This is a genomic window from Paucibacter sp. DJ2R-2 (assembly GCF_025717675.1).
In the GTDB taxonomy this organism is placed as follows: Bacteria; Pseudomonadota; Gammaproteobacteria; order Burkholderiales; family Burkholderiaceae_C; genus Paucibacter_A.
In genome coordinates this window covers 44427-58858 of sequence record NZ_JAJIRT010000011.1, presented here as the reverse complement: position 1 = coordinate 58858, position 14432 = coordinate 44427, and the positions used below count along the sequence as shown (strand labels likewise).

Here is a 14432-nt window from a genome sequence, read left to right as displayed (position 1 = left end):
GCCTGATTGAAGGTATGGCAGGACAGGCGCGCCCGCCAACTAGTCACGGTTTGTACGCCGCGCTACTCCATCCCCCCCAAATGCGGGAGGTACAAGCATGAAGCTGCTGCCAGTTTGTGAAAACGGCGGGCCGCCTCGCCCTGGGCGCGGCCGCCGTGCCTTCTCAAGTTTGTCCTCACGGCGTCGAAATCCAACAGAAGCCGGAAGGGATTCGGAGCGTTCCAAGAGCTTCGATAGCCACCCTTCCCACCGAGTCAGAAATGTCCCGTGTTCTCGCAACTTGGAAGCGCGATCACTTCAGCCCGCCAGCGCTTCGCAGTCCCTGCGGCGCAGGCAACCCGCCAGCTAGAACGGTCGCCGTTCAAGAGATGCGTAATACAAAGCAGCAGTGAACTCGCAAGGTTCTCTGCTCCTGGAACAAACCAAGCGAGCCCACCATGCCTACACTCATCCCCGGCTACTCGACAGAACAGATCGCTGGCCTGTCTACCCGTACTCTGTCGCGCTTCACGTCCGAGGACTGGGCGGCCTTCAGCAGCGATCAGATCATGGCGATGACGACCAAGCAGTTCGCCTCGCTGGGTACTTTCGCCATCAGTTCACTGAGCAGCGACCAGGTGGTCTTCATCCAGACCGAGGACCTGCGCGCCCTGAGCAGCGCGGCGATTCGCTCGCTGGACGACGCCAAATTGGGCAATTTGAGCTCCGATCAGCTGGGCTCGCTGACCACGGCGCAGGTCAACTTCCTGACCAGCTCGCAAATCCGCAATCTGAGCACCGAAGACCTGAACGCCTTCACCACGGCGCAGTTCAAGGCCATCAGCTCGGCCCAGATGAATGCGCTGTCGACCGACCAAGTCGCAGCCCTGAACACCGATGACTTCGCCGCGATCGGCACCGCCGGCATGCGAGGCCTCGCCTCGACCCAGCTCGGCGTCCTGACCACCGACCAAATCGTTGCGCTGACCACGGCCCAGACCGCCTCGCTGACCAGCGCTCAGGTGGTCGGTCTGACCAGCGATCAGATCGCCACGCTCGCCACCGACGACCTCAAGGCGCTCAACACGGCCGCCCTGCGCGCACTGAACTCCGAGCAGCTCGGTTCCCTGACCTCGGACCAGATCGCCACGCTGACCACGGCCCAGGTCAATGCCCTGACCAGCAGTCAGATCCAGACCCTCAGCACCGAGGATCTGAACGCACTGAGCTCTGACCAGTTCAAGGCCATCAGCTCGGGCCAGGTTGCGGCCATGACCACCGACCAGGTGGCTGCCCTGACGACGGATGACTTCGCCTCCATCGGCACCGGTGGCTTGCGTGGCCTGACATCGGCACAGCTTGCGGTATTGACCACGGACCAGATTGTGGCCCTGACGACGGCCCAAACCGCCTCACTGAACAGTGCCCAGGTCACCGGGCTGACCAGCGACCAGATTGCCGCTCTCGCCACCGATGATCTCAAGGTCATCAATTCCGGTGCCTTGCGCGCCCTGAACTCCGAACAGCTGGGTTCGCTGAGCTCTGACCAGCTCGCTGCCTTGACCACCGCGCAAGTCAACGCGCTGACCAGCACGCAAATTCAGAATCTGAGCACCGAAGACCTGGATGCGTTGACCACGACGCAATTCAAGGCCATCAGCTCGGCCCAGGTTGGTGCCATGACGAGCGACCAAATCGCCGCACTGAGCACCGAAGACCTGTCCTCCATCGGCACCGCCGGCCTGCGTGGCCTGACTTCGAGCCAAGTCGCCGTCCTGACCACCGACCAGATCGTCGCCCTGACCACTGCCCAAGCGGCATCGCTGAACAGTGCCCAGGTCGCCGGACTGACCAGCGACCAAATGGCCGTCATCGCCACCGATGACCTCAAGGCCATCAACACCGGCGCCCTGCGTGCGCTCAATTCCGAACAACTGGGTTCGCTGACCTCGGACCAAATTCCCAACCTGACAACGGCCCAGGTCAATGCACTGACCAGCACACAGATCCAGAACCTCAGCACCGAAGACATCGACGCGCTGAGCTCTGATCAGTTCAAGGCCATCGGCTCCAGCCAGATTGGAGCCTTGACAACCGACCAAGTTCAGGCACTCAGCACCGACGACTTTGCCGCCATCGGCACGAGCGGCTTGCGCGGCCTGACATCGACACAAGTTGCAGTGCTGGGCACCGACCAGATTGTGGCCTTGACCACGGCCCAGACGGCTGCACTGAACAGCGCCCAGGTCGCCGGCCTGACCAGCGACCAAATGGCTGCCATCGCCACCGATGACCTCAAGGCCATCAACACCGGCGCCTTGCGAGCCCTGAATTCCGAACAACTCGGATCCTTGACCTCGGACCAACTTGCTGCGCTGACGACGGCTCAAGTGAACGCCCTGACCAGCGTGCAGATTCAGAGCCTCAGCACCGAGGATTTGAATGCCCTGACCAGCAGTCAATTCAAGGCCATGACTTCGGCCCAGATAGCGGCGCTGACCACCGACCAGGTGGCGGCTCTGACGACAGAGGACTTCTCCGCCATTGGCACCGGTGGCTTGCGCGGACTGAGCTCAACCCAGATTGGCGTCCTGACGACGGACCAGATCGTCGCGTTGACCACTGCGCAAACCGCCTCCTTGAACAGCGCCCAAGTGGCTGGTCTCAGCAGTGATCAGATTGCGGTCCTGGCGACCGATGACCTGAAGGCCATCAACACCAGCGCTCTGCGCGCGTTGAACTCTGAACAACTGGGCTCGCTGACCTCGGACCAGATTGCGACTTTGACAACTGCGCAAGTCAATGCACTGACCAGCAGCCAGATCCAGACTCTCAGCACGGAAGACCTGAATTCCCTGACCTCGGATCAATTCAAGGCCATCAGTTCGGCTCAGGTGGCGGCCTTGACCACCGACCAAGTGGCGGCACTCACCACCGATGACTTTGCATCCATTGGCACCGGAGGTATCCGCGGCCTCAGCTCGGCACAGCTTGCTGTCCTGACCACCGACCAGATCGTGGCACTGACCACCGCGCAGACGGCCGCGCTGAACAGCGCACAAGTGGCGGGCCTGACCAGCGAACAGGCGCCGATCCTGGTGACCGACGACCTCAAGGCCCTGAGCACGGCAGCCTTGCGCGCGTTGAACTCCGAGCAACTGGGCTCCCTCACTTCGGACCAGTTTGCCGAGCTCACCACCGCCCAGGTCAATGCCCTGACCAGCAGCCAGATTCAGAGCCTCAGCACCGAGGACCTGAATTCCTTGACCAGCACGCAGTTCAAGGCCATCAGCTCGGGCCAGGTCGGCGCCTTCACGACCGACCAGGTCGCGGCCCTGACCACGGATGATTTCGCGGCCATCGGCACCGGTGGCCTGCGCGGACTGACATCGGCCCAGGTCGGCGTTTTGACGACAGACCAGGTGGTGGCCCTGACCACGGCCCAGACCGCCTCGCTGAACAGCGCTCAGGTGGCCGGCTTGACCAGCGAACAGATCGCCATCATCGCCACTGATGACCTTAAGGCCATCAACACCGGCGCGCTGCGTGCTCTGAACTCGGAGCAGCTCGGTTCCTTGACCTCGGACCAGATCGCATCCCTGACCACCACCCAGGTCAACGCCCTGACCAGCGCCCAGATCCAGAGCTGGAGCACCGAAGACCTCAATGCACTGACTTCGGACCAATTCAAGGCCATCAGCTCGGCCCAAGTGGCGGCCATGACCACCGACCAAGTCGCGGCCCTGACCACAGATGACTTCGCATCGATCGGCACTGGCGGCCTGCGCGGCCTGACATCGGCCCAGGTCGGCGTTTTGACGACAGACCAGGTGGTGGCGCTGACTACAGCGCAGATGGCATCGCTGAACAGCGCTCAGGTGGCTGGCTTGACCAGCGAACAGATGGCCATCATCGCCACTGATGACCTGAAGGCCATCAACACGGGTGCCCTGCGCGCCCTCAACTCTGAACAACTGGGCGCCTTGACCTCGGACCAGATCGCTGCATTGAGCACGGCTCAGGTCAATGCCCTGACCAGCACTCAGATTCAGAACCTGAGCACCGAAGACCTGAACGCGCTGACCAGCACCCAGTTCAAGGCCATCAGCTCCGGTCAGGTGGCCGCCATCACCACCGACCAGATCGCTGCCCTGACCACGGATGACTTCGCGGCGATCGGCACAGGCGGCCTGCGCGGCCTCAGCTCCGTCCAAGTGGGCGTGCTGACCACCGATCAGATCGTGGCCCTGACCACGGCCCAAACCGCCTCACTGAACAGCGCTCAGGTCCTCGGCTTGACCAGCGAACAGATGGCTGTCATCGCCACCGATGACTTGAAGGCCATCAACACAGGAGCCTTGCGCGCCCTGAATTCCGAGCAACTGGGCTCCCTGACCTCGGATCAACTCGCAGAGTTGAGCACCGCCCAGGTGAATGCGCTGACCAGCACCCAGATCCAAGGCCTGAGTACCGAGGACCTGAATGCGCTGACCAGCACCCAGTTCAAGGCCATAAGCTCGGCCCAGGTCGCAGCCTTCACCACTGACCAAGTGGCGGCCCTAACCACCGATGACTTCTCAGCTATCGGAACCGGCGGCCTGCGCGGCCTGAGTTCGGCTCAAGTCAGCGTGCTGACGACCGATCAGGTCGTGGCCCTGACGACCGCTCAAGCCGCTTCGTTGAACAGTGCACAAGTCGCAGGCCTGAGCAGCGATCAAATCGCCATCCTGGCCACCGATGATCTGAAAGCCATCAACACTGGCGCCTTGCGTGCCCTGAACTCCGAGCAGCTGGGGTCCTTGACTTCGGACCAGATCGCTACGCTGACGACCGCTCAGGTCAACGCCTTGACCAGCACTCAGATCCAGAGTCTCAGCACCGAAGACCTCAACGCCCTGACCTCGGACCAGTTCAAAGCCATCAGCTCCGGCCAGATTGCAGCGCTCACGACTGACCAAGTCGCTGCCCTGACCACCGATGACTTCGCAGCCATCGGCACCAGCGGCCTGCGCGGTCTGAGCTCGAGCCAGGTCGGCGTCCTGACCACCGACCAGATCGTGGCCCTGACCACCGCCCAGGCCGCATCGCTCAACAGTGCTCAGGTCACCGGCTTGACCAGCGAGCAAATGGCCATCATCGCCACGGATGACCTCAAGGCGATCAACACCGGAGCCTTGCGCGCCCTGAATTCCGAGCAACTGGGCTCCCTGACCTCGGATCAACTGGCCGAACTGACCACGGCCCAGGTCAACGCTTTGACCAGCAGCCAGATCCAGACCCTCAGTACCGAGGACCTGAATGCGCTGACCAGCACTCAGTTCAAGGCCATCAGCTCGGCACAGGTTGCGGCCATCACGACGGACCAAATCTCTGCTCTGACCACGGACGACTTTGCCGCCATCGGCACATCCGGCCTGCGTGGCTTGAGCTCGAGCCAGGTCGCGGTACTGACCACCGACCAGATCGTCGCCTTGACCACGGCGCAGACCACCTCGCTGAATAGCGCCCAGGTGACCGGCTTGACGAGCGAGCAGATGGCCATCATCGCCACCGATGACCTGAAGGCCATCAACACCGGTGCACTGCGGGCTCTGAATTCTGAGCAACTCGGCGCTCTGACCTCCGACCAACTCGCGACGCTGACAACCGCCCAGGTCAACGCTCTGACCAGCGTGCAGATCCAGACCCTCAGCACCGAGGACCTGAACGCCCTGAGTTCCGATCAGTTCAAGGCCATCAGCTCCGGCCAAGTGGCAGCCTTCACCACCGACCAAGTGGCGGCCCTGACCACGGATGACTTCGCGGCCATCGGCACTGGCGGTCTGCGCGGACTGAACTCGGCCCAGATTGCTGTACTCACCACCGATCAAGTGGTGGCCTTGACGACGGCGCAATCGGCTTCGCTGAACAGCGCCCAAGTCGCCGGCTTGACCAGCGAACAAATGGCCGTGATCGCCACCGACGACCTCAAGGCCATCAACACGGGTGCCCTGAGGGCGCTGAATTCCGAGCAACTCGGTGCGTTGACTTCGGACCAGTTGGCCGAACTGACCACGGCTCAGGTCAACGCCCTGACCAGCAGCCAGATTCAGACCCTCAGCACCGAGGACTTGAACGCGCTGACCAGCACCCAGTTCAAGGCCATCAGCTCGGGTCAGGTGGCAGCTTTCACGACCGACCAGGTCGCGGCTTTGACCACCGATGATTTCGCAGCCATCGGCACGGCCGGTCTGCGCGGTCTGGGTTCGAGCCAAGTTGCGGTATTGACCACGGATCAGATCGTGGCCCTGACCACGGCACAAGCAGCTTCGCTCAACAGCGCCCAAGTCACCGGCCTGACCAGCGAGCAGATCGCAATTCTGGCCACCGACGACCTCAAGGCCATCAACACGGGCGCCTTGCGAGCACTGAACTCCGAGCAACTCGGCTCGCTGACCTCGGACCAGATCGCTACCCTCAGCACCGCCCAGGTCAATGCCTTGACCAGCGCGCAGATTCAGACCCTCAGCACCGAGGACCTCAACGCGCTGACCTCGGATCAGTTCAAGGCCATCAGCTCCGGCCAGGTGGCAGCGTTCACGACGGATCAGGTCGCGGCTCTGACCACGGACGACTTCGCTTCCATTGGCACCGGAGGTCTGCGCGGACTGAGCTCGGCCCAGATTGCTGTGCTGACGACCGATCAGGTGGTGGCCTTGACGACGGCGCAATCGGCTTCGCTGAACAGCGCCCAAGTCGCCGGCTTGACCAGCGAGCAGATGGCTGTGATCGCCACCGATGACCTGAAAGCGATCAACACCGGTGCCCTGCGAGCCCTGAACTCCGAACAACTGGGTGCATTGACCTCGGACCAGCTGGCTGAGCTGACGACCGCCCAAGTCGCTGCGCTGACCAGTGTCCAGATCCAGACGCTCAGCACGGAAGACTTGAACGCCTTGACCAGCGCTCAGTTCAAGGCCATGAGCTCCGGTCAAGTGGCAGCCATGACCACCGACCAGGTCGCGGCCCTGACCACTGACGACTTTGCGGCCATCAGCACCGCCGGCCTGCGAGGCCTGACCTCGGCCCAGGTCAGCGTCCTGACGACCGACCAGATCGTGGCCCTGACCACCGCTCAGACGGCATCGCTGAACAGTGCCCAGGTCGCTGGACTGACCACCGAGCAGATCGCCCTGATCGCCACCGATGACCTGAAGGCCATCAACACGGGCGCACTGCGAGCCCTGAACTCCGACCAGTTGGGCTCTCTGACCTCGGATCAGTTCGCCGAACTGACCACGGCACAGGTCAACGCCCTGACCAGCACGCAGATCCAGGCGCTCAGCACTGAGGACCTGAATGCCCTGACCAGCACGCAGTTCAAGGCCATCAGCTCCGGCCAAGTGGCGGCCTTCACCACCGACCAGGTGGCGGCTCTGACCACCGATGACTTCGCAGCCATCGGCACCAGTGGCCTGCGTGGTCTGAGCTCGGCTCAGGTGGCTGTGTTGACGACCGATCAGATCGTCGCCCTGACCACATCTCAAGCGGCTTCGCTGAGCAGCGCGCAAGTGGCCGGCCTGAGCACCGAACAGATCGCCGTACTCGCAACCGATGATTTGAAGGCACTCAACACCGGCGCGCTGCGCGCACTGAGTTCAGATCAGTTGGGTGCACTGACCTCAGATCAGATCCCGAGCCTGAGCACCGCACAGGTCAATGCCCTGACCAGCACGCAGATCCAGAACTGGAGCACCGAGGACCTCAATGCTTTGAGTTCCGACCAGTTCAAAGCCATCAGCTCCGGCCAAGTGGCAGCTCTCACGACCGATCAAGTGGCGGCGCTCACCACGGATGACTTTGCCGCCATCGGCACCAGTGGCATGCGCGGCCTGAGCTCATCCCAGGTTGCGGTGCTGACCACCGACCAGGTGATTGCCCTGACCACGGCACAAGCGGCATCCTTGAACAGCGCCCAGGTTGCAGGTTTGACGACCGAGCAGATCTCCATCCTGGCCACCGATGATCTCAAGACCTTGAACACTGGCGCCCTGCGCGCTTTGAACTCCGATCAACTGGGGGCCTTGACTTCGGACCAAATCGCCACCCTGACCACCGCCCAGGTCAACGCACTGACCAGCACGCAGATCCAGACCTGGAGCACTGAAGACTTGAACTCGCTGACCAGCAGCCAGTTCAAGGCCATCAGCTCCAGCCAGGTTGCGGCACTGACCACCGACCAGTTCGCAGCGCTGACCACCGATGACTTCGCAGCCATCGGGACCGCCGGCTTCCGCGGCTTGAGTTCGGTGCAGTTGGCAGTCCTGACCACCGACCAGATCGTGGCGCTGACCACCGCTCAGGCCAACTCCCTGACCAGTGCTCAGGTGGCAGGCTTCACCACCGAGCAAGTGCACATCCTGGCCACGGATGATCTGAAGGCGATGACGACGACGGCCTTGCGCAGCCTGTCCACTGATCAGTTCGATGCCCTGACGTCCGACCACATCATTGCGATGTCGACGACCCAGTTGCAGGCGATCACGACCGGCCACCTGGCCACCCTGGGCACCGAGGAAATCAACGCCCTGGGCACCGCCCAGATCGCCGCCTTCACCTCAACCCAGCTGGGCAGCTTGAGCACGGATCAGTTCCGAGCCTTCCAGACCGATGACATCAAGGCCTTCACCACGGGCCAGATGGCCGGCCTGACCACGGATCAGATTGCCAGCATCACCTCGGACCAGATCAAGGGCTTCGATGCCGAAGACTTGGCCAAGCTGAACATGACTCAGGTCTATGCCTTCCAGACCGAGGCCCTGGCTTCGCTGACGGCAGCCCAGCTCGACGGTCTCTACCTGGCCACGCCGATCGTGCTGGATCTGGACGGCAACGGCATCAACACCTTGTCTGCCGCCAACGGTGTCAACTTCGACACCTACGGCACCGGCACGGTCCAGAAGTGGGGTTGGGTCGGCGGCAACGACGGTCTGCTGGTCCGCGATGTCAACGGTGACGGTGTGATCAACAACGGCAAGGAGCTGTTCGGCTCGGGCACCGTGCTGGCTGACGGTCACCGCGCGGCCGACGGCTACGCCGCGATGTCCGCCCTGGATGCCAACCACGACGGCAAGCTCAGCATCCTTGACAAAGAATGGGGCGAGCTCAAGGTCTGGGTCGATGCCAACCATGACGGCAAGACCGATGGCGGCGAGTTGAAGTCCTTGCAGGAGCTGGGCATCACCGAGCTGAATTTGGCCTCGCAAGCCAATAGCACGATCGACAACGGCAATCTGGTGGGTCTGGTGTCCGACTACAAGACCAGCGACGGTCAGACCCACAGCATGGCTGACGTCTGGTTCGCCAAGGACCTGCCGAAAGACGGTGCGGCCGATGCGGCGCCGCCAAGCCTGGGCGACTTGCTGGCCGGACCGGCGGGCACCTTGCTCGGCGATGGCAGCGCGGTCCAGGGCAGCAAGCTGGAGCATGCGGCGCCGGAAACCCACTTTGTCCACAAGACCAAGCTGGACGACGACGACCTTGATCGCATCACGCCTCTGATCTGAGCCTGAGCTCGGCAAGAACGGCCGGGCCCATGTGGCCCAGCCGAACGCGGCCCCGACGGTGACTCTCCAGTCGCCGCCGGGGCCGCGTTTCCTTTATGCTGCGCCACCTGGAAGTTCAGCCACGCCACAGCCATGACCGAGACATCGCCGCCCCCCCGCATCCATCCCCTGGCCGATGTACAGACGACCCAGATCGGGGCCGGCACTCAGATCTGGCAGTTCTGTGTGGTACTAGCGGGCGCGCGCATCGGCCGTGATTGCAATATCAATGCACAGGTCTTCATCGAGAACGATGTGCAGCTGGGCGACCGGGTGACGGTCAAGTGCGGGGTGCAGCTCTGGGACGGCCTGAGCGCGGCCGACGGTGTCTTCATCGGCCCCAATGTCACCTTCACCAATGACCGGCTGCCTCGCTCCAAGCAGTACCCGGCAGCTTTTCAGCGCACGGTGATCGAAGCGGGAGCCTCGATCGGCGCCAACGCGACCATCCTGGGCGGCCTGCGCATCGGCGCGGGCGCCATGGTGGGCGCCGGCAGCGTGGTGACGCGTGATGTGCCTGCAGGCGAACTCTGGGTCGGCAACCCGGCACGCTCCCGCGGGCCGGTTCCGACGCCTGGCAACCCGGAATGAACTGAGGCGCTAGAGCGCAGCCAAGGGCGGCGCCATGGCCGCAGGATCATCACCAGTCAGCGGCTGCGGAAACAGCGCCGCCTGAGCGTGGTAGCTGGCGTGGTAGGCGCTGCCCGGCTGCAGCAGGCCGGGGTTGCGGATCCACTGCACATGCTCGCGCACAACCCGGGCCGGGTTGCCGGCCAGGGCCACATGGGTTTGGCTGAAACGCTTGGTCACCACGCTGCAAGCGCCGACCACGGTCTCGTCGGCGATGCTCACTGATTTCGTGATGTAGACGCCCTCACCCACCCAGACATGGTCGCCGACCTCGACGCCTTCGCTGATGTCCAGATAGGCACCGCTCTCACTGTCGAAGATCAGATGCGGTGATTCGCCGCAGCGCAAGGTGATGGAGCTGGAAAACATGCACTCGCGGCCTATCGTCAGGCGATTGCCGGAGTTGTAGAGAAAGAAGCGGCCGCCCGCCTCGATGGTGAACTCCGGGCCGATCTGGATCACGGTGTTGTGAGCCCGGATGTGGTTGCCGCAGCAAATGCCCAGTCCCTTGATCTCGGAGTCGCGGTCGATGAAGACGCGGTTGTTGTCGCCATTGATGAAGAGATGCAGCTTGGAGGCACCGGCGGTTTCGCGAATCTCGATCTGGTTGTTGTCACCGTTGACATAACCGAGCAGCTCGACATTGGCGCCCACGCTGACCCGGTTGCCGCTGCCGCGTTGCTGGAAGCCGGCGCTGTTTCCCGTCCCGGAGCCGCCACTCATGCCGAGGCCCTCACGGCCGCAATCACTCGCTGCACCTGCGCCTCGCTCATGCCCGGCCAGAGCGGCAGGCTGAGCACCTGGCTGTGGATGGCTTCGGCAATGGGGAAGTCACCGGGGCCGTAGCCCAGCTCGGCATAGGCCGGCTGCAAATGCGGCGGCACCGGGTAATGGATCAGGGTGCCGATGCCTTGGGCCTGCAAGTCGGCCTGAAGCCGGTCGCGCGCATCGTGACGGACCACGAACAAATGCCAGGCCGATTCGAAGCCCTCAGGTTCAATCGGCAGTTGCAGTGGCAAGCCGGCCAGGCCATCGAGCAGCTGGGCGGCGATGCGGCGGCGCGCCTCGGTGGCCGCGCGCAGATGGGGCAGCTTGGCGGCCAGCACGGCGGCCTGGATCTCGTCCAAGCGTGAGTTGATGCCTTTGACCTCGTTGTGGTACTTCACGCGGGAGCCGTAATTGCGCAACACCCGAACCTGAGCGTCAAGCTCAGGGCTGCTGCAGGTGACGCCGCCGCCATCGCCCATGGCACCGAGGTTCTTGCCCGGGTAGAAGCTCCAGGCCGAGATGTCAGCCAGGCTGCCCACGGGCCGGCCGCGGTAGCGGGCCGCATGGGCTTGCGCGCAGTCATCCAGCACCTTGAGCCCATGGCGCTGCGCCAGGGCTTGGATGGCGTCCATCTCGGCCGGCAGGCCGTAGAGATGGACGGGCAGGATGACCTTGCTGCGCGGCGTGATGACCGCCGCGATGCCGGCCGGGTCGATGTTGTAGCTGCGCGGATCGGGTTCCACCGGCACCGGGCGGGCGCCGCACTGGCTGACGGCCAGCCAGGTCGCCACATAGGTGTTGGAGGGCACGATCACCTCGTCGCCCTCGCCCACGCCAAGTGCGCGCAGGCTCAGGGTCAGCGCATCGAGGCCGTTGGCCACGCCGGCGCAATGGGCGCTGCCGCAGAACTCCGCATAGAAACGCTCGAAGGTCTGCAACTCCTGGCCGAGCAAGAACCAGCCGCTGCCGGCCACGCGCAAGAGGGCCGCGTCGATATCGGCCTGGGCCTCACGGTAGGCCGGCTGCAGATTCAAAAAGGGAACCGTGATTTCAGCGGCACTCATGCCTGGCCTCCCGCGCCGGCCGCCACGGCAGCCAGGAATTCGTCGTAGTTGCGGATGTAGTCGTCGGCGGCATAGGTGTCCGAAGCCAGCACCAGCAGCACGGCATCGGCCGAAAACTGGTATTGGATGCCCCAAACCATGGGCGGGATGTGCAGGCCCAGGCGGGCACTGTCGAGCAGGATCTCGTCGCGCTGCCCGGTGCCGTCGTCCACCACCAAGCCGACCGAACCTTTGACGCAGACCAGGAACTGGTGGCAGGCCCGGTGCGCATGCTCGCCCCGCACCTCGCGGCTGGGCACGTCGTAGACCATGAAGAAGCGCTGCGGCGTGAAGGGCAGATGGGCACCGATCTCGCCAAAGGACAAGGCGCCGCGCATGTCCACGATCTTGGGCAGGCGGTGCAAGGTGGCGCGGGCCACATTCAGACGCGGCAACTCTGCAGCCGCCGCTGCCGGCCCGGCCGCCACGGTCTGGCCCGGCAGGTCGAGATGCGGTGTGTTGGCGTAACCGGTGATGTGGGCGGGGTTGCCGGCGACGATGGCGTTCGGCGGCACATCGCGGGTGACCACCGCGCCGTCGCTGACCAGGGCGTTGGCACCGATGGTCAGACCGGGGCGGATGGTGGCGTTGGAGCCGATGCTGGCGCCCTTGCGCACCAGGGTCTGAACGAAGCGCTCGGGCCGCTGCTTGCTGCGCGGGAAGGCATCGTTGGAAAAGGTGACATTGGGGCCGATGAAGACATCGTCCTCGATGCGTACGCCGTCCCAGAGCTGCACCCCGCACTTGACGGTGACCCGGTCGCCGACCACGACATCGTTCTCGATGAAGACATGGTCGCAGATATTGGCATCGCAACCGATGCGCGCACCGGGCAGGACATGGCTGAAGGCCCAGACCCGGCTGCCGGCGCCGATCTGTTGCGATTCGACCAGGGCCTGCGGGTGCACATAGACATCGAGCAGTTTGCGGAGGTCCGCGGGCGGCGGGGCGCTGTGGCTGGGCATAGAGGGGGCTCGCTGCTGTTCCTGGAAAACCGGGTGCCGCACAAGCCGCACCCTCGACCGGAGCAAAGATAGCCGATCACGGCCGGGCCAATGCACCGTTGAAGGCGAGAATTACGGCACAACTCGGGCGGCCGGAGGTATCGGCCGGCCGCTCGGGGAATTGAGGCCGCTGCCGGTGACTGTTCGCAGGATCTGGGCGACCGGACAGGCCCTATTCTTCACGGCATGTACAGCAAGGGACATTCATGAGCAAAACCGCACTGATCACCGGCGTGACAGGCCAGGACGGCGCCTACCTGGCCGAGCTGCTGCTGGACAAGGGCTACAAGGTCCACGGCATCAAGCGCCGCTCCAGCATGTTCAACACCGACCGTGTCGACCATCTGTACCAGGACCCGCATGAACCCGACCCGCGCCTGCAACTGCATTACGGCGACCTGTCCGACAGCACCAATCTGATCCGCATCGTCCAGCAGGTGCAGCCTGACGAGATCTACAACCTGGGCGCCATGAGCCATGTGGGCGTCAGCTTCGAGCAACCCGAGTACACGGCCGATGTCGATGGCATCGGCACCCTGCGCCTGCTGGAGGCCATCCGCATCCTAGGGCTGGAGAAAAAGACCCGTTTCTACCAGGCCAGCACCTCCGAGCTCTACGGCCTGGTGCAAGAAACCCCGCAGCGCGAAAGCACGCCCTTCTACCCGCGCAGCCCCTATGCCGTGGCCAAGCTCTACGCCTACTGGATCACGGTCAATTACCGCGAGGCTTACGGCATGTATGCCTGCAACGGCATCCTGTTCAACCACGAAAGCCCGGTGCGCGGTGAAACCTTCGTCACCCGCAAGATCAGCCGCGCCATCGCCCGCATCGCCATCGGCACGCAGAACTGCCTCTACCTGGGCAATTTGAGCGCCCTGCGCGACTGGGGCCATGCCAAAGACTATGTCCATATGCAATGGCTGATGTTGCAGCAAGAGGTAGCCGAGGACTTCGTCGTCGCCACTGGCGTACAGCACAGCGTGCGCGATTTCGTCCAGCGTGCCGGCGCCGAACTGGGCCTGACGATTGAGTTCCAGGGCCAGGGCGTGGACGAGGTTGGCGTGGTGACGGCCGTGGCCAAGACCGAGCTGACCCGCAATCTGCCGCCGCGCTGCAAGCCCGGCGATGTGATCGTGCGCGTGGACCCCGGCTACTTCCGCCCCACCGAGGTGGAGACTCTGCTGGGCGATGCCGGCAAGGCGCGAGACAAGCTCGGCTGGCAGCCACAGATCACGTTTGCAGAGATGGTCAAGGAAATGGTCCAGAGCGACTACACGGCCGCCAAGCGCGACAGCCTGGTCAAACTGGCCGGCTTCAACGCCTACGACCACCACGAGTAATCGGCCGCAGCGCCATCAAAGAAG

General features: G+C 63.7%; 6 protein-coding genes. 3 read left to right on the top strand and 3 right to left on the bottom strand.

Annotated features, from left to right (window positions below; translation table 11 throughout):
• The first annotated feature begins 437 nt into the window (after positions 1 to 437).
• Positions 438 to 9524: an SPM autocatalytic domain-containing protein gene (locus LNV28_RS21055; RefSeq protein WP_263520068.1), complete on the top strand. Its 9087-nt coding sequence runs from the start codon at positions 438 to 440 to the stop codon at positions 9522 to 9524.
• 132 nt (positions 9525 to 9656) lie between these two features.
• A complete protein-coding gene (locus tag LNV28_RS25115; protein ID WP_318013888.1) occupies positions 9657 to 10154 on the top strand; it encodes an acyltransferase in 498 nt (165 codons plus the stop codon).
• Between the two features lie 9 nt (positions 10155 to 10163).
• Here the strand turns inward: LNV28_RS25115 and LNV28_RS21040 are convergent, their stop codons facing one another.
• Genes LNV28_RS21040 through LNV28_RS21030 form a run of 3 tightly spaced genes read right to left on the bottom strand, consistent with a single transcriptional unit; the run spans position 10164 to position 13029 of the window.
• Positions 10164 to 10916 carry an acyltransferase gene (locus LNV28_RS21040; RefSeq protein ID WP_263520067.1) on the bottom strand — a complete coding sequence of 251 codons (753 nt, stop codon included), beginning with the start codon at positions 10914 to 10916 and terminating at the stop codon, positions 10164 to 10166.
• Positions 10913 to 12025 carry a DegT/DnrJ/EryC1/StrS family aminotransferase gene (locus LNV28_RS21035; RefSeq protein ID WP_263520066.1) on the bottom strand — a complete coding sequence of 371 codons (1113 nt, stop codon included), beginning with the start codon at positions 12023 to 12025 and terminating at the stop codon, positions 10913 to 10915. The genes LNV28_RS21040 and LNV28_RS21035 overlap by 4 nt, the downstream gene beginning before the upstream one ends.
• Positions 12022 to 13029 carry a WxcM-like domain-containing protein gene (locus LNV28_RS21030; protein WP_263520065.1) on the bottom strand — a complete coding sequence of 336 codons (1008 nt, stop codon included), beginning with the start codon at positions 13027 to 13029 and terminating at the stop codon, positions 12022 to 12024. Before LNV28_RS21030 ends, LNV28_RS21035 begins: the two co-directional genes overlap by 4 nt.
• A gap of 245 nt (positions 13030 to 13274) precedes the next feature.
• On the opposite strand from LNV28_RS21030, the gene gmd reads away from it, so the two are divergent.
• Positions 13275 to 14408 (top strand): GDP-mannose 4,6-dehydratase, encoded by a 1134-nt coding sequence (gene gmd, locus LNV28_RS21025; RefSeq protein ID WP_263520064.1) that lies wholly within the window; start codon positions 13275 to 13277, stop codon positions 14406 to 14408.
• Positions 14409 to 14432: the final 24 nt, after the last annotated feature.